The following is a 25,591-nucleotide window of genomic DNA, read 5'->3' on the forward strand; positions in this document are numbered from 1 at the left end:
TATTTTGTTGCTGTAATCATCTGTACAATTCTATTTTACACTTCAGTCTCAATTCGTAGTATTAAATTGATTGGCATTTTCCAATAGCTTATCTGAAAGTAAGGATAGCTCTCCTCCCGTTTTCTCAACTTCTTGCATCGCTTCGACTTGCTCCTGAAATGCCTGTATCATTAGCATTGCATTACTCTTATTTTTCTTTGAAACATTTCCCACTTGTTGCGTAGATTGTTCCAACAAGGGTAGGCCGCTTTCCAATAAGTCTAATTGTTCTTTCATAATGAACAACTTTTGATCCAATAGTCGAATATGATTTGTAGCTTCTTTAAAATTCTTACTATTTTCATAAGTCATGCTCTCAAAAGCCGTCGCATTCTGTTTCATTTTTTCTATGTAAGCAGTAGAATTACCAACAGATTGTTCCATTTCAGAAATCGTTCCTTTTATTAATTCTGTTGCATTGGCAGATTGCTCCGCTAAACGTTGTACCTCGTTCGCTACTACTATGAAACCCGCTCCTGCATTTCCAGCTCTTGATGCTTCAATTTTCGCATTTAATGCAAGCATGCGTGTTTGGTTCGTAATTTTGTCAATTGTCGTAACAACTTGTGATACAGACAAGAACTTTTTTTGTAAAGCATCAATCGTTTGAATGACGCTTTTCATACTATCAAAGAAGGTATGCATACTATTAGCAGTTTCGATTGTCGAATCCTCTCCAGCTTTTACGACTTGCTCCGTAACTGTTGCCACTTGAAATACTTCGTCCATTTTATTGAACATAACACCCATTTGCATTTTCATATGCTGAAAAGCTTGTTGCTGAGATACTGAAACTGAAACTGTCTCCGATGCAATCTTCTCTAACTCAGAAACTTGAACTTTTAAATAATCGTTTTTCGTTAGAAGTGTATTTGAATTCTCATTTAAGTGACTTCCGTTCTGCGCTAATTGTGTACTGGTGTTTTTAATTTCCACTAGCATCTGAGACATATTGTTGATCATCTTCTGGAAACTTTTTATAAGGGAATGAAATTCGGGTGTAGTTGATTGAATCGATAGGTTGACACTTAAGTCTCCCTCCCTGACCATTTGCATTTTTTGTTGTAATACAGTTATTGGTTTCGTCATTCGGTGAATCGTTGGTGTAATGACTAGTAATGCAATGATTAATGCAAGTAGGATTGACACATAAATTACCTTACTCATTTCTCTCGTATCAGATAAGTAATCGCTGTCTGGAACGACAATAACATATTCTCCGCCTAATTCTTGAATACGGAAAAAGCTAATGGTATATGGATTCCCCTGAATCGTTTCATGTAAAATACCTTTTCCTTCTTTACTAATTTTTTCTGCGATTTGATTAGACAACTTCAGAGTTGAATTTCCATTAACAGCAAAAGGGATCAGTTGATCATCCTTACCGTAAAATATAGTTGGATTATAACCATCTTGCGTTAGTGAAACATGTTGCCTTTTTATGACTCCCTCAAGCTCTTTCATAAAGTTTTCTTGATTACCTACATGCACTAACATCAATGTTTTCGCCATATCGTTGACAATTGTCACTTCTCGTTCCAAGTGTGAAGATACAAGATTTATCGTGCTGGTTTTCATTTTTTCATATGCTGTCAACCCTATCGTAATGGTAGATACTAGTAAGATAGCTAAAATTACACCTAGAAGTCGCAATTTAAATGAGATGGTTGTTAGCCTTAATGAAAAGACTTTCCTTTTCACTTTTTTAAAAAGGGACGAGCCCATTTTTAAAAATTTAATCCTTTTACTCCAAACAGCCTTTTCTTGTACCATTCGCCTCATCTCAACAAGCACCTCACAGGAATTTATACTCAATTTTCTCACAAGCATGTAAAAACCCTGTAAAAGTTGTGTAAAGTTTCTGTAATTTTTATAAGATTTATGTTAGTGATGATAAAAAGGTCACTGAAAGATTTACGTATTGAAGATTTATCTGTTGATTAATCGATTACTTGCATAATACCGGGGCTTGAAAACCACCATTTTCACTGGACTATTTTCGGCCCGCTTACGGCTAATTTATCACAACTCCTTTACTGAGGGGCGAGTGTGGCTAGAAGTGACTCCGTCACTTCTAAGCCACACTCTTTTCAGACATCCTGTTGTGAATAATTGCCTGCCGCGTTCCTACAATATTCACTTGAAAAATGCGGTTTCATTAAAAGAATAGAATAGATGATTTTCTATAGGTAGTGTAAGTGCCCGAAGATCCAATTTCGGGCACTCTTGCACGTTGTACATCGTATTCTCTGCTTACTCTTAGAAAAAGTTAAATGATGCTCTATAATAAATCGACACTTTTTAAACTAACATTAAGAATGCGATAGTAGAAGGTTTGAGCGGTCAAAATTGTATCTTTGACCGCTTCTCTCCAGGTGAGAAGCGGTCTATTCCTTCGTCCCGAAAAGATTCTGCACTTCTTGTATCTATGTCTTTGGAGTGCGACGAATGAACAACCACTCTACGATTATCGAAAAAATAAGTAGGGATGCGACTTCGTCGCATCCCTACTTATTAAGACATCTCGATAATGGTATAGAAGTTGTTCAATTCAAAGCGAACCAAAAGCAAATCCACACGTTGTGCCCAGTGTGTGATCAAGTTATTTACTGATTATTATTAGTTAATCGTCAGATGCGTATTTTTACATATTAAAAAAACCCTTTATTCAGCGAACACTTGACGCCACTCATCTTTTTTCTTAAGCATTTCTTTCGCCAATCCTTTTGCCCCTTCCAGGCTATGGCTTGCAGCCCAACCACACTGCACTTCATTGCAAGCTGGAACCTCTGTTGCTGTGAGTACATCTTCCAATGTCTTTTCTAACACAATTAAAATGTCATCAAAATCATCATGATTGATAACGGATAAGTAAAAACCTGTTTGGCAACCCATAGGACTTAGGTCGACAACATTATCCGAATGGTTTCGAATATTTTCAGCCATTATATGTTCAATAGAATGAAGGGCATCCATTTTCATATGCTCTTTGTTCGGTTGTTTGAAACGAATATCGTATTTATACACTTCATCACCATGGGTCCCTTGCTTAACACCTGCTAATCGCACGTACGGTGCCCTAACTTTTGTATGATCTAAGTTAAAACTTTCAACATTCATTTTCATTTTTATCTCCCTCTCATTATCTATTGAATTCCTATCTGTTTACCACATAATATAAATGTTATTACTATTTATATCATAAAAAGGATTTATTAGCTATCAGAATAGTTGAAATAACACAATACTTCTTGGGGGAAATAAATTATGCAAAGTCATTTCCCCCTTAATTAATTTACAAATAAAAACAAGCCCCCTTAACATCGTCAGGGAGGCCTACTCTTACTTATTACATAACTTCAATTGAATGTTCTTCGTGCTCATGTAATTCATTATCGTCTTCTACATGAATTTGTATTTTATGTGAGCCTGATTCTGTGAATTTGTAAGCTATTGAATACTCGCCGGCAACTTTTTCTTCCGCATCTATCCAATCATGTTTGTCGGGATTAGCGTCATCCCAGATTTCAAAACGTACACGCGCTTTTTCAAATGGCTCTCCATCAAATTGCAAGTTCACGATGAATTCATTATCCTCGCCCGACTTTATATTTTCACGTTCCATAAAGTCCATCGAAAATCCGTCTGCGTGGTGATTTTCAACTTCTCCTTCAGCTGCCTTTTCATAATGCCCGCCGTCACCAACTGTAACTTCTTTCACGGGCATTGTGTGCAAGCCTCTCGCTGTTACATGGACTTGAATATGGAACAGTCCATCATGATTAAATGTTTTTTCAGCTGAGTATATTCCATTGTCGTCGTTAGTTGATTCAACTTTTTCACTAGCGTCTTTTTTACCTTCTTCCCAGATTTCGAATACAACTTCATCTGCATCATCTATTTTGTCTTCACCCTGTGTAACGACAGCAGACATTTCTACAGTTCCATTCACTTCAACCTCTTCTGTAACAGTTAGGTCTACTTTAAGTGGTAGTGCTATTCCTGCTGCGTCTTTTTTCACAGCATCCTCTTTACCGCATGCTGCCATTGTTAGTAACACAAGTACAGCCAATACCACTCCAATTTTTCTCTTCATTGAAATCCCCCCGTTGTCTTTTTACTGAACGTAGTTCGCTATGTTAGTAAATGATAAGTTAGAACTTATTGTGAGATAATACGTTTCACAGGTTTTTCATATTTATTGGAAATAATGATTATATTGAAATAAGTTCCTATCTCGAATTCACCCACCATTATGATTATAGCGATGAACAGCAAATGAGGGAACTGATTCGCATGTTTATAGAAAAGAAGATGAATGGGGTAAATTTCAAGGACTTAAATTTGGCAGAGCAACTCTATCGCAAAGCACTTCTTACCTGGTGATCTTTTCGCACGGGTCCAACTTTTTTTGTTAAATTGAATTTCCAAAACACCTCCTGAAATTACAATCAGGAGGTGTTTCGTTGTTAGTATTTTTTTCGAGAGCGACTCTTTACAATACTAATAATAGCAGGCAAAACTGATATAAAAATAATTAATAATATAACAGTAGAAAAGTTTTCTTTAATAATGGGTATATTACCGAAGAAGTAGCCTGCCATTGTACATATCCCTACCCATAACGCTGCGCCTATAATATTGTAAATTAAGAAATAACGGTAGTTCATCCTGCTAGCACCTGCTACAAAAGGAACGAACGTACGAACAAAAGGCATAAAACGTGCGATTACAATTGTTTTCCCACCGTGCCTATTAAAGAAATTCTCAGCTTTATTCATCTTATCCTGATTAATTAATTTCCCCATAAAACTGCCCGGCTTAATTGTCATTCCAACTTTCATACCTATGTGATAATTCACTGTGTCGCCAATGACTGCCGCTATAAAGAAGCCACTGAGTAGAACGACGATATTGAATGCGTCCATCGCTGCAAGCGCACCGCTTGCAAACAATAATGAATCACCTGGCAAAAAAGGAAAAATCACAAGACCTGTTTCAACAAACACGATTAAAAATACAATTGCATAAGACCAAATACCGAAGTTCTGAATAATTTCAACCAAGTGCTGATCTATATGCAATATGAAGTTGATTAGATTTTGAATTATAGTCATTCACAAACTCGCTTTCAAATTTATTTATCAGATAAACTGATGGGCACAACCTCATTCATCATACTTCTTTCAACTGAAATTGTCACTAAGTGTAATAGAATTAGATGTTATGGTACAAGCTAATTTAAACAATAACCCAATTTACTTTTATCATCATTTGAATACAATTCTGTTACAATATGCTTAGATATTACATATTATGTTCAAACTAAAGCTTGGAGGTATCACAATGAATGACAAAGACACACAAAGCGTTTCAACTCTTACATATATTATAGTCGAACGTATTATGGGTTGGTACGACCAAAAAACAAGTCGTACTGTTCACCAAATCCATTTATATAATGATACGATTTCAACAGCACAACACACTTTTAAATTAGACCATGTACATGACATGTCATACAAACCCTTTTCCAGTGGAAACGGTTTTTTCTATTTACACACAACACAAGGTGTCTTTTCCTATGAAGTCGATACAAATCCGACTCACTTCATTCTGACGTATAAAAATTTACGGAGGTAATCATTCCCTTTTTAAAAATTTTGTTTAGTTTCCCCTTGTTGAAGGTATATAAAGATAGAGATAAAAAAATGGAGGGATTTTATAATGACTATTAAAAAAACTGTTGAAAACGCCATTCAGGCAAAGAAAGAAATCGATGAGTTGGTTACACAAGGATATACACATGATGATATTTATATTTTCGCACATGACAAAAAAAGAAGCGACCACATTACTGATGCACTCGATACAGAAACCGTCGGTATGAAAGAACAAGGTTTCTTGGATAGCATGAAGAATATGTTCTCTTCCCGTGGTGATGAACTTCGCAGCAAAATGGAAGGTGCAGGTCTAACAAAAGAACAAGCTGCTTCTGCCGAAGAAGAACTTGATCAAGGTAAACTAATCCTTATTGCAAAGAAATAATTAAAGAAATATCCAATCTCAATTCCCTTCGTTGGGGATTGAGATTTTTTCATAGCTTAGAAAATGATTAAGCCTTACAATGCTTTTATTGGCATTTGAGCCCCATTATTCGATATGATGTATAATGAAAGCGGGTGCGGTTTATGTTGAATAAGTTGTGGAAGATTGGTTTTTTTACTGGACTTACGAGTTTTGTCCTTCTTATATTAGGTGTACGTACTATCCTAGGCCAAACACTTCTCTTTACGAACTACTTAACGTTCGGTATTTTTGGGTTAATCATTGGTACATTTTCTTTTTTACTATTATTTTACCATTTGAAGATAGCTTTTAGGATATTTATGGTTGCTGTTGTAATCGGTTTTGTAGAGTTTTTCCGTAGTTTACTAATAAACCCCAATAATATGGGCGACGCACTTGGAATGCTGTCCTTATTCATCATTTCTTCCTTCGGTTTGGGACTAGCCTTTATCGTGCAGTTCATCGTGATTTTAATGCGGAAAAATAAATAATCAATTTCATAAATACGAGATTCATCGAATTTTCCATTTCGGAATCAAAAAGACATATCCAATTTTATGGATGTGTCTTTTTTTACCTATATTAGACAGTTTTTTCTTTCTTAATCTGCTTACTTCTTAACTGACCACATGCCGCATCAATGTCTGTACCCTGTTCAAGACGGACACCGCAATTTATACCTTTTCTCTTAAGCGTTTCATAAAATGCTTTTATCGCCTCTGGTGTGCTACGGCGATACTGGTCATGTTCGTCAACCGGGTTGTAGGGAATCAAGTTAACATATGACAGGTGACGTTTATCTTCAAGCAGTTTTGCTAATTGTTGTGCTTCCGCAATGTGATCATTCACGTCTGATAACATAATATATTCAAACGTAATTCTGCGGTTTGTTGTTTCCAAATAATAATCAACAGAATCCATCAATTTTTCAAGCGGGAACGCTTTGTTAATTTTCATAACACGTGTTCGAAGTTCATTGTTTGGTGCGTGCAGTGAAACTGCTAAGTTAATCTGAATATTTTCATTCGCAAATTCTCTGATTTTTTGAGGATTTCCACTTGTTGAAACGGTAATATGACGCGCACCAATTGAAAGACCTTTTTGGTCGTTGACAACACGTAGGAAATCCATCAGATTTGAGTAATTATCAAATGGTTCGCCGATTCCCATTACAACAATATGACTTACACGCTCCTCTTCAGCTTTGGCATCGAGGTGATGCTGCACTTCCATGATTTGCTCAACAATTTCCCCTGCGCTTAAATCACGGCTCTTTTTCAGCAATCCGCTTGCACAGAAGCTACAACCGATATTACAGCCGACTTGTGTCGTTACACAAACCGATTGGCCGTAAGGGAATTTCATCAAAACAGTTTCAATCAAGTTGCCATCTTGCATTTTGAATAGAAATTTGATTGTCCCATCTTCTGATTCCTGCTTAACAGTCTGTTCCAATGATTGGATGTAGTAATTTGCTTCAAGCAGTTCGATACATTCTGTATTAATATTTTTCATGTCTGCAAAATTTGTTACTCGTTTTTTATATAACCAGTCCCAAATTTGTGCGGCACGGAATTTTTTCTGTCCTTGTTCCAGTAACCATTCTGTTAGTTGATCAATCGTAAGACCATATATCGAGTTTTTCATTAATTATCCTCATTTCAAAAAATGCAATCTTAACATTATACTACATGAAATTAGAAATTGGAACAACTAATTTAATTTACTGAGTTTTTTAGTAATAAAAAAACCGCCTGTTTTCCGCATTTATCTAGCGGCAAATTTAAGCGGTTTGTTTACTTTCAAGCTATGCGTTTATCGATATTCATAAGGACGTTGAAACCAAAACAGAATATACCAATCAGTGTAGCAGCTCCGCCTGCTGTCGCAATCGGGAAAAATACATTACCAACTCCTAGAATCGCCAAAGCAATCGCAATCATCATAACTGGAAGTCCGATGTTATGAAGCCAAAAATGTGCTTTAGCTAAACCTGTTTTCTCCAGATTCGGATATAGATGATAAAATATCCCAATGAGAGCTAATGACATCCACCCCAATAAATTGATGTGAACATGTACAGACGTCAATGTAAAGACGTGTGTGAGAGACATGTAGAGCCCAAATGAAATTCCAATCATGAAATAGACAACAGAAATCTTAAGGAACTTTTTACTCAAATTCCCCTTCCCTTCCTTCTTTTTTATATAGCTAACACTACTAGCCTATTCTATGAAGCTTTGAATTCAAATAGTCTATGATTCATCATTTTTCACTATACTTTCCGCCACGCTTTGGTGTGATTGCGTCCAGATTTTGAATTGAGCTTGATCCCAGAGGACGCGAGGCCAATGAAAAACTCTCGTTACATAATACTTAACCAGAAATCCTGCTAATACCACTTCTGCGCTTTGTGGATGGTCTCTGGAAGCACATTTCGTTATCAGGGACAAGACCTGTAGCCTGTAGTGCTTCTTTCTTCAATGATATTAGTATCAAATAGTAATCACATTATAATCTCAGTCCATAAATCTCAAAATCAAATTCAATAATGGGAAACTCCAGCGCAGGCGCGGCAAAGGGGTCGCCGAAGCCCTGAGACTGGATGCGAAGCGTTAATCCAGGCTCAGGGCCAGAGGCATCCCCAAAGCGCCAAGCGTTCTTCAATCCACTTTCTGAATTACAACTCTCCCGATAATGTACACACCAGCGCAGGCGCGGCAAAGGGGTAGCCGAAGCCCTGAGCCTGGATGCGAAGCGCCAATCCAGGCTCAGGGCCAGAGGCATCCCCAAAGCGACAAGCGGTTTAGTAATCTACACTCCTAAATGATGCCTATTATATAAAGTTAAAAAGACTAGCCCCTCCATATTCTTTGGAGGGAGACTAGTCAATCTTCGTTGCTTATTTCCTATTCATCGAACATCATTATTTGTTTCTTTTTCTTTATTGATTTTCATAACAAGTGTTAAAATGTTCAATAGCGCAAGAACCGTGAAAAAAATGCCGAAGCCGGTTTGTCCACTTGAAAATCGCGTAAATGCAAAATAGCCCATAAATGCGATAAGTGCAATATCAATGTATTTAGATCCCATGTAAGACACTCCTTTGTTAACACAACTATATCAGTTTCAATACACACTACACCAAATTATTTTGTTTTCGCATCAAGTAGTTCAATATGAGTTGATAATTTTGACCAATTTATCAACTAATTGTTCCATCTGCTCATCTGTACCAATTGTAATGCGTAAATAATTATCAATTCCAGGTTTATTAAAATACCTGACTAGCACATTTTCTTTTTTCAATTCGTTATAAAGAATTTCTGCATGCACCGTTTTATGAGTTGTGAAAACAAAGTTCGCTTGTGAAGGCAATGTCTTGAAGTTAAGCTGATTCAATAGCTCTATCGTTTTTTCCCGCGTAACAATTATTTTTTCCACTGTTTCAGTAAAATAAGATACATCCTCAAATGCCGCCTTTGCACCGACTAATGCGAGCCGATCCAAGGTATAGGAATTGAATGAGTCTTTAATTCGTATCAGTGCCTCGATCAAAGAAGGTGAACCCATCGCAAAACCGACACGTAAACCAGCAAGTGAACGCGATTTTGATGTTGTTTGAATGACGAGTACATTATCATATTTCCGAATCAACTCGGTTGCTGATGTTGAAGCAAAATCAATATACGCTTCATCAATGATAACTACTTGATTCGGGTTTTTTCGGATAATTTCTTCAATCACTTCAAGCTCAGCATAAATACTGGTAGGTGCATTCGGGTTCGGTAAAATGACGCCGCCCTCCGAGTCAAAATAATCTTTTGCAGACAATGTAAAATCTTTATTCAATGGAATTTCTTCATAGGGAATATCAAATAACTTTGCATACACAGGATAAAAACTATAGGTTACGTCAGGAAAGCGAATCAGCTTACCTGGTTCGAAAAATGCCATAAAAGAGAATGCTAATACTTCGTCAGAGCCATTGCCTACAAATATATCATCAGCAGAAAGATTATAGTGCCGTCCTATCGTTTCACAGAGTTCCGTCGCTGTAGGTGATGGATACAATTGAAGGTTGCGCACCATCTCCTCCTGGATAGCAATCGATACATTTGGACTTGGAGGATACGGATTTTCATTTGTATTCAATTTAACGATATTGGGTTGTTCTACCTGCTCCCCGGGAATATAGGGTTCTGTTCTTTTCGCCATTGTGCTCCAAAACTTACTCATCCCGAAGTACTTCACTTTTAGGTCTTCTATTTGTCAATACTTTTTTGACGTCTTCAACAGTTACGCCTAACTCTTCCATGAGCACAAGTGAGTGGTACGTCAAATCAGCAAGTTCACTCGTCACTTCAGCTTTATCACGGTTTTTTGCACCAATGACAACTTCAGTTGTTTCTTCCCCGACTTTCTTCAAAATCTTATCTAATCCTTCGCGGAATAGGTAAGTTGTGTATGAACCTTCTACGGGATTGGCATGGCGATCTTTTATTTCATCTATTATTTCATGAACAATGGATCGGTTCGATAATTTCTCTTCGAATACAGGTTTATGGAAACAAGTAACTTCCCCCGTATGACAAGCCGGACCCATAGGTGCAACTTGAACCAATATGGAATCACTATCACAATCCAATGCGAGACTTTTCACTAGTTGACGATTGCCGGAAGTAGCCCCTTTGTTCCAAAGCTCTTTTCTAGACCTGCTGTAAAACCACGTCTCCTTCGTTTCAATGGTCTTTTGCAACGCTTCCTTATTCATATATGCGAGCATTAGTACATTTCCAGTGCGGTCATCTTGAACAACGGCAGGAATCAATCCATTTTCGTCAAACGAAATCGTGTCGATTTGTATTGTCATAGTTACTCATTCCCAACGGAGGTATTTTTGTTAGTTAAATATGTTTTTAATTCACCAATATTAATGTCTTCGAAATGAAATACAGATGCGGCAAGTGCAGCGTTGGCTTTTCCTTCTGTTAAAACAGTGTGGAAGTGTTCAGGTGTTCCCGCCCCACCACTTGCAATGACAGGGATACTAACTGCCTCAGCAATTGTTCTTGTCAATTCGAGATTATATCCGTCTTTCACGCCGTCTTCACCGATACTATTAACTACCAGTTCACCTGCGCCCCACTTTTCAGCTTGCTTTGCCCATTCAATAGCATCTATACCTGTGTCTTTCATGCCACCATTTGAGAAGACAGACCATTTAGAAGGTCCCACTTCATTCACATCCATCGATAAAATAATTCGTTCAGAACCGAATCTTTTTGCTGCCTCTTCTATTAAAGTTGAATCGATTAGCGCTGCACTATTGATGGATACTTTATCCCCACCTGCATTAAATACCTTCTGGATATCTTCAATTGTCCTGATGCCGCCTCCTACAATAAATGGCACTGGTACTTCTTTTGCAATTTGTGCAATTAGGTCTAGGAACATTGGACGGTTTTTTGTTGAAGCGGCTATGTCATAAAACACAAGTTCATCGGCGCCATCAGCCACATATTTCTTCGCTAATGTTAGTGGATCCGCAACTTCTTGAACTTCTAAAAACTTTTTACCCTTAACAACTTTACCGTTATCAAAATCGAGGCATGGTATAATTCGATTGTTTGTCATCCTCTACTACCCCCTAATACTTTTTCTAAAGAGATTTTACCTTCATATAACGCTTTACCAATAATTGCACCATATAAATCGAGGTCCTCTAACTGAGCGATGTCAGTCTCTGTAGAAACGCCGCCTGACGCCACAATGTTAATGGAAGACGCTTTGTCCATTAATTCTAGTTCTTGAAAGTTAGGGCCTTGCATCATGCCATCTTTCATAATATCTGTGTAAATGACTGTTTTAATGCCAATTAGCTCCAATTCATGTAACAAGTCAACAGCCGACACATCACTTGTTTCCGTCCAACCGTCAGTTGCTACCATTCCTAATCTAGCATCGATGGAAACTGCAATTTTGTCTCCATACTTTTCTACAGCTTGATTTAAAAATGGTTTGTCCTGAATTGCAGCAGTTCCAATTATTACTCGACTTACGCCTGCCGCAATATGTGCGTCAATGATTTCCATGTTCCGTATACCGCCACCTACTTGAACTGGTATCGCTACACTTTTAGCAATCGCCTGGATTGCTTCCAGATTTAAAGAATTTCCTGTTTTAGCTCCATCTAAATCTACAACGTGTATGTACTCGGCACCTTGTCTTTCCCATTCCTTTGCCATCTCTGTAGGTGAATCATTATAGATAATCTCCTGATCATAATCACCTTGAATTAACCGAACACACTTACCATTACGAATATCAATTGCAGGAAATAAAATCATGCCTTCTCCTCCTATTTGTAGTAGATATGTCTATATGAAGTACGGTACTGTTTTTACAGCATTCCCTTTGTTGATGGAACTCCTTTTACATCCGGGTTGATCGTACTCGCTACACGCAAAGCACGTCCAAATCCTTTAAATATGGATTCGATAATATGGTGACTGTTTTTCCCGTACTGTAAATTAATATGCAATGTCACTTTGGCATGACTTGTAAATGCATGGAAAAACTCTTCTACAAGCTCCGTATCGAATTCTCCCACTTTGTCTTTCAATCCTTCTACGTTATACACGAAAAACGGACGACCACTAATATCAATGGATACCGTGGACAACGCTTCGTCCATCGGGGTTGACACCGTTGCATAGCGTTCGATGCCTTCCTTCGATCCGATACTCTCGTAAAATGCCTGTCCCAAAACGATACCAATATCTTCGACCGAGTGATGCTGGTCAACTTCAATGTCACCATCACAATCAACTGTCAAATCAAATCGTCCATGATTCGTAAACAGTGTCAGCATATGATCGAAAAAGCCAACCCCTGTATTAATGTTCCCTTTACCAGTTCCATCAATCGCAAAATCCAAATTAATCTTGGTTTCAGCAGTCTGTCTTGAAATCAATTTTCTACGCATTCTTATCCGCCTTCCTAACTTGAATTGAATTTGCATGGGCTGTTAAACCTTCTGCATTTGCAAGTGCTATAATGTCATCTGAAACATCTTGTAGTGCCTGCTTTGTATAATGAATGATACTTGATTTCTTCATAAAGTCATAGACACCTAATGGAGAAGAAAATGCGGATGTCCCACTTGTCGGTAATGTATGATTTGGACCAGCCATATAATCGCCCAAAGCCTCAGGGGAATAGTTTCCTAAAAAGATTGCCCCTGCATTGTGTATGAAGGGTAATTGCTCTAACGGATTTTCAACCATTAACTGCAGATGTTCCGGGGCGATCTCGTTTACAAAATCAAAAGCTTCTTCTATTGATTCAACCAAAATAATTCTTCCATTTCTCTTAATAGAAACGTCGATGATTCTCTTGCGTTCTGCGATTTCGGTTTGTCGTAAAACTTCTTTTTGAAGTGCCTCAGCAAATCCCCTGCTCGTTGTCACACATAGCGCTGTTGCATTTTCATCATGCTCCGCTTGTGATAGCAAATCGGCTGCGACAAATTCCGGTATTGCACTATCATCTGCCACGACACAAATTTCACTCGGACCTGCAATCATGTCGATGGCGACGTCTCCGAACACCCATTTTTTAGCCCGTGCTACGTATGCATTTCCTGGCCCCGTTATTTTTACGACTTTTTCTACCGTTTCCGTTCCATACGCTAGTGCTGCAATCGCCTGTGCCCCACCGACTTTATAAACTACATCAACTCCAGCTTCTTGTGCTGCTACGAGTACATGTGGATTTACTTTGCCATCTGCCTGAGGCGGTGTAACCATTGAAATCTTTCCGACCCCAGCAATTTTTGCCGGTATGGCATTCATCAAAACAGTAGATGGATAAGCTGCTTTCCCTCCAGGTACATATATTCCTACACTTTTTAAAGGCGTCACTTTCTGGCCTAACATAATCCCTTGTTCTTGATTGATAAACCATGATTGTTCTTTTTGTATTTCATGGAATGCGGTAATATTTTGTTTTGCTTTTTTGAGTGCACTCATGAACGACTCTTTAACCAATGTCTGCGCTTCTGCGAACTCTTCAGCTGTCACAATCAGGTTATCCAGTTGGACACCGTCAAACTGAGCCGTATAACTTAATAAGGCTTGATCTCCCTCTTTGCGAACCGCTTCGATAATTCCTAACACAGTTCGATCAAATTCAAGGTCAAATGCTAGTCCTGTTGTGTGTAGCGCTTTCTCTTCTGTATATTGCTTCAATGATACAATCTTCATGAATTATCACTCCAATACGGCTTTTAAGTCCGAAATGAATTGCTGGATTTGACTCGTTTTTGTAGCGTAACTTGCTTTATTAACAATTAATCGTGCACTGATATCTGCAATTTCTTCTAATACGACCAATCCATTTTCTTTAAGCGTCTTACCTGATTCAACAATATCAACAATGACATCTGCCATACCGATGAGAGGGGCCAATTCAATCGAACCATTCAACTTGATTGTTTCAATGCGAATGCCTTTGCTGTCAAAATATGCTTTTGTTACGGCCGGATACTTTGAAGCAACAGTCAATAGTGAACTACTCTCCAGTTGTTTATCTGGGAATCCAGCAACCGCCAACTGACATTTTCCTATTCCCAAATCAAGCAATTCATAGACATCAACCGGATCCTCCATTATCGTATCTTTTCCGACAATTCCAATGTCTGCTGCACCTTTTTCAACATAAGTCGGTACATCCACCGCTTTCACAAAAATGAGTTTAACTGTATTTTTGTCATTGTAGATTACGAGTTTCCTACTTTTTTCATGAAAGTCTGAAAAATGAATTCCCGCTTTTCCAAAAAATAGTAATGCTTTGTCAGCAGTTCGTCCCTTTGCCAACGCAATCGTCAATTGGTTCATTTTAATTCAATCCTCCTGCAAGTAAATCCAGTAACTCATTCAAATCTGAAAATGTCGTTGTTTTATCTTTATATAAAAGTGAATTGAGACCTTGCCCCAAACGAATCAAGTATTCGCTTTGCCGTAAATCTGCCAGCTCTTTCTGTTCAGAAAATGATAGAACGCTATACTTACGTTCCCTTAAGTCATTTGCAATAACTATGGCCTGCTCCAATTCGTTATCTTCGTAGATGATTTTAATATCAATCGGATAAGGGGATACAGCTTCCCTGCTATCAGTCGCTTTAACCAATGACTCAATTTCGCAAGCAAATCCGATCGCCGGGAGGGAAGCGCCAAACTCGTTTCCTAATTCATCGTAACGTCCGCCCATTAATACAGGCTTGCCAAATTTCTCGACATAACCTTGGAATATAACGCCTGTATAATAGCCCATATGATTAATTAAGCCTAAATCCATGACGATATACTGTTCCAGTCCATACATTTCCAATATACTATAGACATCCATTAAATAATCGAGCGTTTCCTGCATTTTATCCGTCAAGGCAATTCCTTTAGTACGTTCGCTTACATCCTTAGGATTTCCATATAAAAATGGGATACGTTCGATTAATTCTCTCACATCGTCATCGATTTCCATTTTTTTGAGAAAGGGTCCAATTTCCACAACGTTTTTCGCTTGTATCAATGACTTTAATTGATTAATTTGCGGTGTAGATAGCGGAAGACTCTGAATAATTTCGTTAAAAAAACCCGCGTGACCTAGTTCAATTTTAATATCGTTGAAACCTAAATCTTTCATTAAGTGACACGCAAGTGCGATTACTTCTGCATCTGCTTCGGGAGAGCTTTCACAAAAGTATTCAATACCCGCCTGTGTCCGTTCTATGCTTTCATTATTATCTAATGGCTGGCGAAATACTTCTTGAACATAGAAATAGCGAAGCTCACTCGAAATTCCCGGGAAGTTTTGTACAAGTTCTTTTGTTATCGGAATCGTAACATCGGGTCTCAATACTAAGACTTGTCCAGTATGATCGATTACTTTTATCATTTCATTTTGATTGATTGAACTCTTCACTTTTGAATACAAGTCATATTGCTCAAATGCAGATGTCTTAAGGCGTTTATAGCCGTATGTTGTAAAACGCTTATTTATCGTTTTAATGATTCTTTCAAATCTCTCGTTCTCACTAAGCATCCTGTCTGGATACACTTCATTTCTAACCAAATTTAGCACCCCTTACTTTATTGCTTTACTAGACTAAAGTTATTTAGTACTATAAAGGTATAACTACGATTTGTCAACAGGAGGAATGATTATTAATGTTTGATTATCACATGCACAGCTCGTTCTCAGGAGACTGCTCAATTCCAATGGAAGATATGATTGATGGAGCCATTCAAAAAGGATTGAAAGAGATTTGTTTTACTGAGCATATCGACTATCAATACCCCGATGATTCAATCGTCTTTGATTTTGATAAATTGGATTACACAAATAAATTATTAGAAATGCAGAAAAAATATAAGGGACTTATTGAAATTAAGAAAGGCGTCGAAATTGGTGTACAACCCCATTTATTAAACAAATATGAAGATTTAATGGATAACGAAACTTTCGATTTTGTCATCTGTTCTATGCATACGGTCGAGAGAAAGGGAATGCATTACGGAGAGTTTTTTGAGAATAAAACGATAGAGGAAGCATATGGCATTTATTATGCTGAGTTGCTGGACTGTGTAAAAAACTTTAAACGTTTTAATATTCTTGGTCATATTGACCTCGTAAAAAGATATACACAAAAGTCCTGCGATAATCCATTCCATGATGAAATAACCGAGATTTTCAATATAATCATTCCTGAAGGTAAAGGTATTGAGCTAAATACATCTGGTGTACGCTATGGATTAGCGAATGGCATGCCAAGTGATGATATATTAAAGCTTTATAAAAAATGTGGAGGCGAAATAATTACGCTTGGTTCTGATGCACATAAGCCCGAAGATATTGCATTTCAATTCAGTGAATCACTCGAATTGCTACAGGCCACTGGATTCAAGTATATCACTACGTTTACCGATCAAAAACCAACCTTCCATTCCATTAGCAATTTGATATAAAATCACAAAACGGTCCGTCACATCCTGATTTCTAAAGATGGGACGGACTATTTTTCTGTTCTATTGCTGTACAGGCTTTAATATAGTTGTGAAATTCACAACTATTTTTGCAGCTTGTGCACGTGTAGTGGAACTGCTAGGCATGAATTTCCCCTGAAATCCTGTTGCAATGTTTAATTCATGGAGCATGGAAATGGCATTAACTGCTTCCGCATTATAATTTCCTAAATCAGTATAAGGAGCTTTTTTAGTAGCTGTATATGCCTTACCCGTCACAACTTTAGATGCACGTTCAATCATTAATGCAAGTTGAACTCGCGTTACTTCTGCACTTGGTTTAAAGTTTCCTTTGTCACCTTTAATAATTCCATATTTATATGCAGCATTAATTTCCGCCTTGGTTTGTGCAGCATAACCGTTAATATCACCAAATGGAGCAGCTTCGTTTGTTTCTAGTTTAAGTGCACGTACAAGGATTGCCGCTGCTTGTACTCTAGTCAAATTTTGATTGGGTTTAAATGTACCATCTGGATAACCGCCAATAATCCCATTCACTGCTGCCTGTTCAATGTACGTTTTCAATCCATTGTTTTTTATATCTGTGAATAGCAACTGTTCTCTATCCTTAGTCGTTACTGTTACTATCGGATTATAGATACTTTTATTTCCAGCTTGATCGACAGCTACAACAGAAAAGAAATACGCTGTATTTTTATCTAATTTTTCTATTTTATAAGCCGTAACATCTCCATTTACTGCGGCAATATGTTCTGTCCCATTATAAATTTCATAACTCGTCACTGCTAGGTTATCTGTAGCAGGCTGCCACTTTAAGTTAACTGAATCAATTTCACTCGATTCAGCGACCAGACTATTAGCGGGTATCCATGGATTCGCAGTAAGCATCTGTTTCCAAAATTGATCTTGCACCTTTTGATAACCAAGTTCACTCAAGTGGATATTGTGAGGGTTTGGGACGTGAGCCAAGTGATCAGTAGCAATTACTTCGCCGGTTGGTACAAATTTTGCTGTCGATCCCGTGAGCCCCAGTTCAATACCTTTATTCAATGAGTTAAGAAGTTGTTCAAGAAATGGTTGTATTTCAGCGGACATATAGGGATAAGGATTGTAATAGCCCATTACATAAACTTGTGCATCTGGATTGAGGTTATTAATTTGCTTCAAAATCAGTTTATAGTTCAGTGCTACTTGTTGGATTGCTGTTGCCATCGCTTGCTGATCGACAGTTGCAACACCAGTGGCTGAGTCTATTTTAACAAGTGGTAATACATCATTAGCCCCAGCACTAATTGTAATCACTTCTGCGTCTGCTATTGACTGGTGAAGTTGAACCTTCTCCACATTATAGCCAATACCGAAAACAGCTTTAGTCACATCCTCCTGAAGGTCTTTCACTATATCTCCTGATGTATACCCTGGAAATGAGAAACCTTTATTAAAGGACTTTAATGCACCAATCGAATGCATTGATTGTGCAAGGTAATCCGTATAGCCTTCCCCTAATTCATCGTTTGGAGTTACTCCTGCCGCCAAAGAATCACCGAGTGCCACATAATCGACTGGTACTACCCAAGACGGTGCATTTGTATCAAGTGCGCTCGCTTCTTCAGCAGAGAAATGTAATGGGCCTGCAACCATCTGGAACATAAGTGCAACTACGAAAAGTAAAGGTAGTTTAAACCTATTTTTAATCATGTACTTCCCCCCATTCTAATTTTGTTCAGCTACTTTCCTTGTTAGTACAATTATACTGTCCAACCTCTTTATTTAAATTACTAACACTTTTAATTAATTCGCCAAATAGCATCTAATCCCTTCAATTTCACTCAGACAAAAGAAGAGCGTGCATCAGCTAAAGACATCGGTAAATACCCATTTACTTGTAGTACAAATCTTTTGCACATAATTCTTTTAGTGGGAACTTTATACAATAATAAGTCAAAAAAACCTTCTACTATCCTTAGTAGAAGGTTCTAAATATGAAGTAATTTAATTTTTCACTGCTTGTTTGTTATTTACCATGCTATGAACTTCCGTCGGTAAGCCCCATAGTTTTATGAAACCAACAGCCGCAGACTGGTCAAATGAGTCATCAGAAGTATATGTTGCCAAGTTCATATCATAAAGCGAATTTGCTGACTTCCTACCTTCAACAATTGCATGTCCTTTGAAGAGTTTCACTCGGACTGTACCATTGACATATTGCTGTGTTTCTTTAATGAATGCATGCAACGCCTCTTTAAGCGGCGAAAACCAGAGACCATTATAAATCAATTCACTCAGTTTTTGTGAAATAATTGGTTTAAAATGAGCCAGTTCTTTGACGAGTGTTAAATCCTCTAGTTCCTTGTGTGCTTTCAATAATGTAATAGCACCCGGGCACTCGTACACTTCACGTGATTTGATACCGACCAGACGATTTTCCACATGGTCAATTCTCCCCACACCATGTTTCCCGCCGATATCATTTAACTTTTGGATTAATTCACTAAGCGGATATTGTTGACCATCAATACTTACCGGTACACCTCTTACAAACTCAATTTCAATGACGTCCGGCGTATCCGGTGCATTTTCAATTGAAACCGTTAGTCCAAAAGCGTCTTCAGGTGGTGCTGCCCACGGATCTTCCAAAACTCCACATTCATTAGCACGTCCCCATAAGTTTTGGTCAACTGAATACGGACTACCAAGGTCGATTGGTATCGGAATATTTTTCTCTTTCGCATAAGCGATTTCTTCTTCTCGTGACCAGCTCCATTCACGAACAGGAGCAATTACTTCAAGTGAGGGATCAAGTGCTTTAATAGCAACTTCAAAACGAACTTGGTCGTTACCTTTTCCGGTGCAGCCATGTGCAACAGCCGTAGCGTTTTCTTTATGTGCAACTTCTACAAGTTTTTTTGAGATGAGTGGACGTGAAAGAGCTGAAACAAGTGGATATTTGTTTTCATAATATGTTTGAGCTTGAAGAGATAGTAATGCATACTCTTGAGCAAATTCCTCTTTCGCATCAATTACATAACTGTTAACTGCTCCAACTTGCAATGCTTTCGCTTGGATGAAGTCCAAATCCTTTCCCTCTCCAACATCCAAACAAACTGCAACAACTTCGTACCCCTGTTCTGTTAGCCACTGAACTGCTACAGAAGTATCCAGTCCACCGGAATATGCCAATACTACTTTTTTCTTAATCATAATAAATTTCCCTCCCATTCATCCGCTTGTATCTTTATGCATCATTTTGTATTTTTATAATAACACATTTTAAAATTAATACAATAGGTCTGAATAAATTTTTCATAAAAAAAAAGAGTACACAAATGCTATTTTGTGTACTCTTTTTAGGGGACTGTCATAACCTTAACTAAGACCATGGGCTACCATTGCATCTGCTACTTTTAAAAATCCTGCAATGTTGGCTCCAACTACCAGATTTCCCGGATGGCCATATGTCTCTGCAGCATCTAAACAGCTCGCGTATATATTTTTCATAACGTTTTGAAGTCTTTCATCAACTTCTTCAACCGTCCAGGATAAACGCATGCTATTTTGTGACATTTCCATTGCCGATACTGCAACACCACCTGCATTTGCCGCTTTAGCTGGAGCAAATAATACATTGTTTTCATGGAAAACGGACATTGCTTCCAACGTACAAGGCATATTCGCACCTTCCCCAATCGCTATCACACCATTTGCAATCAGTATACGTGCAGCTATCTCATCGATTTCATTTTGAGTTGCACAAGGTAGCGCAATATCACATGGAATTGTCCAGATATTGGAACAATCATCATGATACACCGCATGTGGATGTTCTTTAATATATTCAGAAATCCGTTTGTTCTCAACTTCTTTTAAACGCTTGATGGTCTCTAGATTAATGCCATTTTCATCGTAAATATAACCGCTTGAATCACTACAAGCCAGAACCGTCGCTCCTAATTGAATCGCTTTTTCAATTGCATATGTCGACACATTTCCTGACCCAGAAACAATAACTTTTTGTCCTTCAAAACTTAAACCTGCTTCTTTCAACATCTCTTCAACAAAATAGACAGTTCCATATCCAGTCGCTTCTTTACGCCCAAGACTACCGCCGTGTTTCGGATCTTTCCCGGTGAATACACCTGCTTCATATCCACCTTTCAAGCGATTATACTGTCCGAACATATAACCGATTTCTCTTTTCCCAACGCCAATATCGCCAGCTGGCACGTCTGTATCAGGACCGATATACTTACTTAACTCTGTAATGAAACTTTGGGTGAAACGCATAACTTCACGATCCGACTTTCCTTTTGGATCAAAATCAGATCCACCTTTTCCCGCGCCAATCGGCTGACCTGTTAAGGCATTTTTAAAAATCTGTTCGAATGCGAGGAATTTCATGATACTACTATTTACGGAAGGATGAAATCGGATTCCGCCTTTGTAAGGGCCGAGATCGCTGTTGAATTGAACGCGGAAACCACGATTTACATGGACTTTTCCTTTGTCATCCTCCCATGCAACACGAAAAATGATGATTCTTTCAGGTTCTGTAATTCGTTCTAAAATACCATTTGTAATATAGTCGGGGTGCATGGAAAAGACAGGTCGAAGCGAATCGAAAATCTCTCTTGTCGCTTGTAAGAATTCCTTTTCATCTGGATTTCTCTTTTTAATTAGCTCATAGACTTCATGAACATAATCATTTGCTCTTTTTTTATTTTCTGCGTGCATTTCATTCAACTTCGTCATGGGTCACTCATCCCTTTCTTATATAATTAACTGCGGGAACTGCTGAATCCCCACTCTCAAAGACAAATAACATTTCAGAATTAAACCGTTAGTTTTAATAGTATCTCTGAAATCATGATATTATTCAACATTTTTTTGATTCTGAATAAGTAATTATACATCATTTTGTTATTTTTATGTATACGAAAAAAAGACATTTACATATTTCTGAAAATGGTGTATTATCTAATTATTCTAGTATCAATTGACTTTGCATATATTAAACCGTATTGCTGTTAAATGCTATTAGAAAATGACAATCAGGAGAAAGAGGGAGAACGATTATGAAAATCAAAAAAATGATACGTGCATTTGTAGGAGCTAATATAATGTTGATTATGACTTTCGTTTTCCTACCTGCATTAATTTTTAATCCAGATTTAGAATTATTGTCAGCTTTTAACAACTATCTTAATAGAGACTAACCTATTTATCCAAAATATTATAGTGTAGATGATGAAAAAATGAACCGCGAGTGCTTAAAGCACCGCGGTTCTTTTTATTTATTCTATTTTGCGTATAGTAAAGTTATCCTCCAAAAGCAACCAATTTTGTGGGAACGCCAACCCTAACTTCCAATACATAATTCCTCGTAAATTAAACTGTTTAATTAAGTCAAATTTTGCTTGAATGCTACGAGCATCTTCAAACCATACTTCATGTTGAACGCCTGTGTCGTCTGTGTAGTTGAAATGCGGTGCCTGCGCGACATAATCGTACTGAATGTCAACCTCTTCCTCTACTGCAAGTTCTATCGCCTGTTGTGGGCTAATTGCCTTAGCTGCAGATCCGCCTTGACTAGGGTAAGGAGACGACCAGTCATAGCCATAAAGATTTTGGCCCAAGAATATTTTTTCACTCGGGATTTGAGTGACAGCATACTCAACTACATTCCGTACAGGACCGATTGGACTGACCGCTTGCGGATCACTATACGTATATCCCCATTCATATGTCATTAAAGAAACGAAATCCGCGATTTCTCCGTGGGTACGATAGTCATGGGCGCCATAAATCCCTGTCCGGACGTCGCTTGTCATAGGCGCAAGCGCGGTGGAAATTGTGAATCCGGCTTGATGGATAAGATCTCTCGCTTTTCGAAGGAAACTATTGTACAGTTCGCGATCCTCCGGATGTAATAGTTCAAAGTCAAAATGGATGTCCTTATATCCGACATCATTGGCAACTTGGATGAGATTTCCGAACAGACGGTTTTGAGCCTCTTCGTCTGTAAATAATACATGTGCAAGATCCGGATTGAATGTGAACTCTTCCAGGTTCGTTACGACTAGCGCATTTGCCGCACCCGCAGATTGGGCGATATTCGGAATATCATCCAGCGGAGGCGCTTTTAATGAACCGTCCCGCTGTGCTTCATAGCTGAACATAGCGAGATACGTCAGTGCACCGACCCGATTTCTCACTTCATCAATCATCGTTTGAGTTACCGGGGTCCGGGGTTCGACGTAAAGTAATGATTCAGCCGGCTTTTTCGGTTTTGGCGGGATGTATAGTCGCTGGCCGATTTGAAGAGTTTGTGTTGGTGAAAGCCCGTTGATTGTTGCTAGCTCATTGACTGTCATACCATACAATCCTGCAATGACATACAGTGATTGACCTGGCTGAACCCAGTGGAAGCTACCAGTTGTCGGAATGACTAAGGCTTGACCAACAACGAGCCGTGATGGGTCCGGCAATTCATTAGCTTGTGCAATTTCCGTGTAATTAATTCCATAAGCCTGAGCAATCCTATACAAACTTTGCCCTTTTTGAACCACATGAATCTGCATACTCATCATCTGCCTTTCATTGACAAAAATGTCCTCTACCTTAGACTATTTTTGTTAGGAAGAAGTTATGCATCATTTTTTTTAATTGAAGATCTTTGCGTATAACTATTACATGACAAACCATACTACTGTTGATGAAAAACTTTATTATTAGGAGGAATTATTTAAGTGACGCAAAATCCATTCGGTCAAAATCAAACTCATGAGAACATGCATACGGGTACGGTTCCTCAACAAATGAATCACGGTGGTCATGAATTATTCGATGTTCATGAGGCACTATCTGGTACAGTGGCAGCCCTGAATCAAGCAATGCTGCTTCGTCCACACGTTCAGGATCCTGAGTTACTTGATATTTTGGATCGCCAATACCGTTTCACATTAGACGAATATAATATTACTGTTGAAACCTTCAAAACGGGACAGGATCCTTCACATCCGACCGGTAGCTACAAAATGAAACAAGGAAATGATTTTGTCTATGGCATGAAACCCTCGCAACCAAAGAAGCCTATGCAATCTGTTTCAGAAATTTCGGACGAGATCATTTCAGGTTTTCTACTAGGGTCAGCCAAAGCAGCATCATCGATGAAAACGATGGTAGCTACGGAAACCTGTAACCCTGTACTTCGCCGTGTGTTGGCCGACTCCGTTCCAAACTGTATCGAAATGGCTTATGAACTGTCAATTTATCAAAATAAGCATCATTATTACCAAATTCCACAATTGGCAGAGCAAGATATGCAGCAAATACTAAATGCATTTGCATCATCGACTGGTCAACCGGGTATGCCGAATAACAAACTTCAGTAAAATAACTTTAAACAAAAATCAGGTGCCTACTCAATTTAAAGTGGGCACCTGATTTTTGTTTAATGACTAGGTCTTCATGTGTATTCCAACCAATTATTTTGATTTGGCAACAAGAGATGATGGTACGTCTGCCGTAAAGCGGACAAGTTCTCCAGTCCGAGGATGTATAATTGCTAACGCAGTTGCATGAAGTCCAATACGTTTGATTGGATTTACAGAAGATCCATACTTTTTATCGCCGACTATCGGATGACCGATATCTTCCATGTGCACGCGAATTTGGTTTTTACGACCTGTCTCAAGTTGAACTTCAAGTAACGTGTAATTTGCATTTGACTGCAGTGTTTTATAATGGGTAATAGCATGTTGTCCACCGTTGTCAGTAGGATTAGAATACATTTTATATGTTTTACTTTCTTTTAACCATGATGAAATTGTACCCTCTTTCTTTCTAACTTTACCTTCAACAAGTGCAGTGTACGTACGTTCCTTCACGACCTCATTCCAAGCAGCTTGTAAACCGTTCTTCACTTCTTCGTTCTTTGCAAATAACATCACACCCGAAGTATCCCGGTCAAGGCGGTGAACAATATAAACACGGTTTCTGGAATTGGATTCTTTTACATAGTCCATTAACTGTCTGATAGCCGTCATATCTTCCGGGTTTTTCGATGCGACAGATAGAAGTCCAGCCTCTTTATTAATAACAATAATATCGTCATCCTCATGTAAAATCGTAACACCAACCAGCGTTTCCTCTTTCAATGCTGCTTGATTTTTAAGGATTTCAACACGCTGTCCCGGTCTGAGGGGATGATTATGTTGCGTGATTCCCTTTCCATCAACTGTAACCTGCCCGCGCGTCAGTATCGATTTCACTGAATTCCTACTGCTCTTAGACATCGACTCCAGTAAAAAAGATAATAGTTCTGTAGGTTCTTTAACCAGATAAATTGCTGTGTCGTCTTTTCTGCTAGAAGAATTCTTATGATTTTTTTTCATAATATAATACGCCTCACTCTCATCTCTTATTATCCTCAAATTGCT

At 38.3% G+C, this 25,591-nt stretch carries 26 protein-coding genes; 6 read left to right on the forward strand and 20 right to left on the reverse strand.

What is annotated here, in order from left to right:
- Positions 1-48: 48 nt before the first annotated feature.
- The 4 genes from AC1TO4_RS09580 to AC1TO4_RS09595 all read right to left on the reverse strand — a co-directional run bounded on the left by AC1TO4_RS09580 (position 49) and on the right by AC1TO4_RS09595 (position 5,156).
- Positions 49-1,812, reverse strand: coding sequence for a methyl-accepting chemotaxis protein (locus AC1TO4_RS09580; RefSeq protein WP_482105122.1), 1,764 nt, complete (start codon positions 1,810-1,812; stop codon positions 49-51).
- 891 nt (positions 1,813-2,703) lie between these two features.
- Positions 2,704-3,165, reverse strand: a complete 462-nt coding sequence (locus tag AC1TO4_RS09585; protein ID WP_482105123.1) for an S-ribosylhomocysteine lyase — start codon at positions 3,163-3,165, stop codon at positions 2,704-2,706.
- 223 nt (positions 3,166-3,388) lie between these two features.
- A complete protein-coding gene (locus tag AC1TO4_RS09590; RefSeq protein ID WP_482105124.1) occupies positions 3,389-4,135 on the reverse strand; it encodes a FixH family protein in 747 nt (248 codons plus the stop codon).
- 373 nt (positions 4,136-4,508) lie between these two features.
- On the reverse strand, positions 4,509-5,156 hold the full coding sequence (locus AC1TO4_RS09595; RefSeq protein WP_482105125.1) for a DedA family protein: 648 nt from the start codon (positions 5,154-5,156) through the stop codon (positions 4,509-4,511).
- Between the two features lie 229 nt (positions 5,157-5,385).
- Here AC1TO4_RS09595 and AC1TO4_RS09600 point away from each other — a divergent pair, with 229 nt between their 5' ends.
- From AC1TO4_RS09600 to AC1TO4_RS09610, 3 genes are all read left to right on the forward strand, one after another.
- Entirely contained in the window at positions 5,386-5,682 is a 297-nt protein-coding gene (locus AC1TO4_RS09600; protein WP_482099912.1) for a hypothetical protein, read from the forward strand.
- A gap of 84 nt (positions 5,683-5,766) precedes the next feature.
- The gene (locus AC1TO4_RS09605) at positions 5,767-6,087 is read left to right on the forward strand and encodes a YflT domain-containing protein (protein WP_482105126.1); all 321 of its coding nucleotides are present in this window, start codon (positions 5,767-5,769) and stop codon (positions 6,085-6,087) included.
- A gap of 143 nt (positions 6,088-6,230) precedes the next feature.
- Positions 6,231-6,599 carry a hypothetical protein gene (locus AC1TO4_RS09610; RefSeq protein WP_482099914.1) on the forward strand — a complete coding sequence of 123 codons (369 nt, stop codon included), beginning with the start codon at positions 6,231-6,233 and terminating at the stop codon, positions 6,597-6,599.
- 91 nt (positions 6,600-6,690) lie between these two features.
- On the opposite strand, the gene rlmN is transcribed toward AC1TO4_RS09610, so the two are convergent.
- The 11 genes from rlmN to hisZ form a co-directional block, all read right to left on the reverse strand.
- Entirely contained in the window at positions 6,691-7,755 is a 1,065-nt protein-coding gene (gene rlmN / locus AC1TO4_RS09615; protein WP_482105127.1) for a dual-specificity RNA methyltransferase RlmN, read from the reverse strand.
- 155 nt (positions 7,756-7,910) lie between these two features.
- On the reverse strand, positions 7,911-8,288 hold the full coding sequence (locus AC1TO4_RS09620) for a cytochrome-c oxidase (RefSeq protein WP_482105128.1): 378 nt from the start codon (positions 8,286-8,288) through the stop codon (positions 7,911-7,913).
- A 733-nt stretch (positions 8,289-9,021) separates the two neighbouring features.
- A complete protein-coding gene (locus AC1TO4_RS09625; protein WP_482105129.1) occupies positions 9,022-9,201 on the reverse strand; it encodes a hypothetical protein in 180 nt (59 codons plus the stop codon).
- 81 nt (positions 9,202-9,282) lie between these two features.
- On the reverse strand, positions 9,283-10,347 hold the full coding sequence (gene hisC, locus AC1TO4_RS09630) for a histidinol-phosphate transaminase (RefSeq protein ID WP_482105130.1): 1,065 nt from the start codon (positions 10,345-10,347) through the stop codon (positions 9,283-9,285).
- Positions 10,340-10,981: a bifunctional phosphoribosyl-AMP cyclohydrolase/phosphoribosyl-ATP diphosphatase HisIE gene (gene hisIE, locus AC1TO4_RS09635; protein WP_482105131.1), complete on the reverse strand. Its 642-nt coding sequence runs from the start codon at positions 10,979-10,981 to the stop codon at positions 10,340-10,342. Before hisIE ends, hisC begins: the two co-directional genes overlap by 8 nt.
- A gap of 2 nt (positions 10,982-10,983) precedes the next feature.
- A complete protein-coding gene (hisF, locus tag AC1TO4_RS09640; protein ID WP_482105132.1) occupies positions 10,984-11,745 on the reverse strand; it encodes an imidazole glycerol phosphate synthase subunit HisF in 762 nt (253 codons plus the stop codon).
- On the reverse strand, positions 11,742-12,458 hold the full coding sequence (gene hisA, locus AC1TO4_RS09645; protein WP_482105133.1) for a 1-(5-phosphoribosyl)-5-[(5-phosphoribosylamino)methylideneamino]imidazole-4-carboxamide isomerase: 717 nt from the start codon (positions 12,456-12,458) through the stop codon (positions 11,742-11,744). Before hisA ends, hisF begins: the two co-directional genes overlap by 4 nt.
- A gap of 53 nt (positions 12,459-12,511) precedes the next feature.
- Positions 12,512-13,096 (reverse strand): imidazoleglycerol-phosphate dehydratase HisB, encoded by a 585-nt coding sequence (gene hisB / locus AC1TO4_RS09650; protein WP_482099922.1) that lies wholly within the window; start codon positions 13,094-13,096, stop codon positions 12,512-12,514.
- Positions 13,089-14,375, reverse strand: coding sequence for a histidinol dehydrogenase (gene hisD / locus AC1TO4_RS09655; protein ID WP_482105134.1), 1,287 nt, complete (start codon positions 14,373-14,375; stop codon positions 13,089-13,091). Before hisD ends, hisB begins: the two co-directional genes overlap by 8 nt.
- A 6-nt stretch (positions 14,376-14,381) precedes the next feature.
- On the reverse strand, positions 14,382-15,008 hold the full coding sequence (gene hisG, locus AC1TO4_RS09660) for an ATP phosphoribosyltransferase (protein ID WP_482105135.1): 627 nt from the start codon (positions 15,006-15,008) through the stop codon (positions 14,382-14,384).
- A 1-nt stretch (position 15,009) separates the two neighbouring features.
- Positions 15,010-16,242 carry an ATP phosphoribosyltransferase regulatory subunit gene (gene hisZ, locus AC1TO4_RS09665; RefSeq protein ID WP_482099925.1) on the reverse strand — a complete coding sequence of 411 codons (1,233 nt, stop codon included), beginning with the start codon at positions 16,240-16,242 and terminating at the stop codon, positions 15,010-15,012.
- 95 nt (positions 16,243-16,337) lie between these two features.
- Here hisZ and AC1TO4_RS09670 point away from each other — a divergent pair, with 95 nt between their 5' ends.
- Entirely contained in the window at positions 16,338-17,135 is a 798-nt protein-coding gene (locus AC1TO4_RS09670) for a histidinol-phosphatase HisJ family protein (protein WP_482105136.1), read from the forward strand.
- Between the two features lie 60 nt (positions 17,136-17,195).
- Here the strand turns inward: AC1TO4_RS09670 and AC1TO4_RS09675 are convergent, their stop codons facing one another.
- The 3 genes from AC1TO4_RS09675 to gdhA all read right to left on the reverse strand — a co-directional run bounded on the left by AC1TO4_RS09675 (position 17,196) and on the right by gdhA (position 21,902).
- The gene (locus AC1TO4_RS09675; protein WP_482105137.1) at positions 17,196-18,851 is read right to left on the reverse strand and encodes an S-layer homology domain-containing protein; all 1,656 of its coding nucleotides are present in this window, start codon (positions 18,849-18,851) and stop codon (positions 17,196-17,198) included.
- A gap of 294 nt (positions 18,852-19,145) precedes the next feature.
- Entirely contained in the window at positions 19,146-20,354 is a 1,209-nt protein-coding gene (locus AC1TO4_RS09680; protein WP_482105138.1) for an argininosuccinate synthase, read from the reverse strand.
- A gap of 165 nt (positions 20,355-20,519) precedes the next feature.
- Positions 20,520-21,902 carry an NADP-specific glutamate dehydrogenase gene (gdhA, locus tag AC1TO4_RS09685; protein ID WP_482105139.1) on the reverse strand — a complete coding sequence of 461 codons (1,383 nt, stop codon included), beginning with the start codon at positions 21,900-21,902 and terminating at the stop codon, positions 20,520-20,522.
- Positions 21,903-22,225: 323 nt separating this feature from the next.
- Between gdhA and AC1TO4_RS09690 the strand changes: the two genes are divergently transcribed.
- Positions 22,226-22,366: a hypothetical protein gene (locus tag AC1TO4_RS09690; RefSeq protein WP_482099930.1), complete on the forward strand. Its 141-nt coding sequence runs from the start codon at positions 22,226-22,228 to the stop codon at positions 22,364-22,366.
- 78 nt (positions 22,367-22,444) lie between these two features.
- On the opposite strand, the gene AC1TO4_RS09695 is transcribed toward AC1TO4_RS09690, so the two are convergent.
- Positions 22,445-23,731, reverse strand: coding sequence for a LysM peptidoglycan-binding domain-containing protein (locus AC1TO4_RS09695; protein WP_482105140.1), 1,287 nt, complete (start codon positions 23,729-23,731; stop codon positions 22,445-22,447).
- A 168-nt stretch (positions 23,732-23,899) separates the two neighbouring features.
- Here AC1TO4_RS09695 and AC1TO4_RS09700 point away from each other — a divergent pair, with 168 nt between their 5' ends.
- Complete coding sequence (locus tag AC1TO4_RS09700; RefSeq protein ID WP_482105141.1) at positions 23,900-24,544, forward strand: spore coat protein; 645 nt, start codon at positions 23,900-23,902, stop codon at positions 24,542-24,544.
- Positions 24,545-24,637: 93 nt separating this feature from the next.
- Here AC1TO4_RS09700 and AC1TO4_RS09705 read toward each other — a convergent pair whose 3' ends face one another.
- Positions 24,638-25,546, reverse strand: coding sequence for an RluA family pseudouridine synthase (locus tag AC1TO4_RS09705; protein WP_482105142.1), 909 nt, complete (start codon positions 25,544-25,546; stop codon positions 24,638-24,640).
- Positions 25,547-25,591: the final 45 nt, after the last annotated feature.

This window comes from Sporosarcina sp. Y838, from assembly GCF_056786515.1.

Bases quoted from the DNA above. Each gene is read 5' to 3' on its own strand.
- AC1TO4_RS09580 (WP_482105122.1), bottom strand. From the start codon at position 1,812: ATGGTACAAGAAAAGGCTGTTTGGAGTAAAAGGATTAAATTTTTAAAA.
- AC1TO4_RS09585 (WP_482105123.1), bottom strand. From the start codon at position 3,165: ATGAAAATGAATGTTGAAAGTTTTAACTTAGATCATACAAAAGTTAGG.
- AC1TO4_RS09590 (WP_482105124.1), bottom strand. From the start codon at position 4,135: ATGAAGAGAAAAATTGGAGTGGTATTGGCTGTACTTGTGTTACTAACA.
- AC1TO4_RS09595 (WP_482105125.1), bottom strand. From the start codon at position 5,156: ATGACTATAATTCAAAATCTAATCAACTTCATATTGCATATAGATCAG.
- AC1TO4_RS09600 (WP_482099912.1), top strand. From the start codon at position 5,386: ATGAATGACAAAGACACACAAAGCGTTTCAACTCTTACATATATTATA.
- AC1TO4_RS09605 (WP_482105126.1), top strand. From the start codon at position 5,767: ATGACTATTAAAAAAACTGTTGAAAACGCCATTCAGGCAAAGAAAGAA.
- AC1TO4_RS09610 (WP_482099914.1), top strand. From the start codon at position 6,231: ATGTTGAATAAGTTGTGGAAGATTGGTTTTTTTACTGGACTTACGAGT.
- rlmN (WP_482105127.1), bottom strand. From the start codon at position 7,755: ATGAAAAACTCGATATATGGTCTTACGATTGATCAACTAACAGAATGG.
- AC1TO4_RS09625 (WP_482105129.1), bottom strand. From the start codon at position 9,201: ATGGGATCTAAATACATTGATATTGCACTTATCGCATTTATGGGCTAT.
- hisC (WP_482105130.1), bottom strand. From the start codon at position 10,347: ATGAGTAAGTTTTGGAGCACAATGGCGAAAAGAACAGAACCCTATATT.
- hisIE (WP_482105131.1), bottom strand. From the start codon at position 10,981: ATGACAATACAAATCGACACGATTTCGTTTGACGAAAATGGATTGATT.
- hisF (WP_482105132.1), bottom strand. From the start codon at position 11,745: ATGACAAACAATCGAATTATACCATGCCTCGATTTTGATAACGGTAAA.
- hisA (WP_482105133.1), bottom strand. From the start codon at position 12,458: ATGATTTTATTTCCTGCAATTGATATTCGTAATGGTAAGTGTGTTCGG.
- hisB (WP_482099922.1), bottom strand. From the start codon at position 13,096: ATGCGTAGAAAATTGATTTCAAGACAGACTGCTGAAACCAAGATTAAT.
- hisD (WP_482105134.1), bottom strand. From the start codon at position 14,375: ATGAAGATTGTATCATTGAAGCAATATACAGAAGAGAAAGCGCTACAC.
- hisG (WP_482105135.1), bottom strand. From the start codon at position 15,008: ATGAACCAATTGACGATTGCGTTGGCAAAGGGACGAACTGCTGACAAA.
- AC1TO4_RS09670 (WP_482105136.1), top strand. From the start codon at position 16,338: ATGTTTGATTATCACATGCACAGCTCGTTCTCAGGAGACTGCTCAATT.
- AC1TO4_RS09675 (WP_482105137.1), bottom strand. From the start codon at position 18,851: ATGATTAAAAATAGGTTTAAACTACCTTTACTTTTCGTAGTTGCACTT.
- AC1TO4_RS09680 (WP_482105138.1), bottom strand. From the start codon at position 20,354: ATGATTAAGAAAAAAGTAGTATTGGCATATTCCGGTGGACTGGATACT.
- gdhA (WP_482105139.1), bottom strand. From the start codon at position 21,902: ATGACGAAGTTGAATGAAATGCACGCAGAAAATAAAAAAAGAGCAAAT.
- AC1TO4_RS09690 (WP_482099930.1), top strand. From the start codon at position 22,226: ATGAAAATCAAAAAAATGATACGTGCATTTGTAGGAGCTAATATAATG.
- AC1TO4_RS09695 (WP_482105140.1), bottom strand. From the start codon at position 23,731: ATGCAGATTCATGTGGTTCAAAAAGGGCAAAGTTTGTATAGGATTGCT.
- AC1TO4_RS09705 (WP_482105142.1), bottom strand. From the start codon at position 25,546: ATGAAAAAAAATCATAAGAATTCTTCTAGCAGAAAAGACGACACAGCA.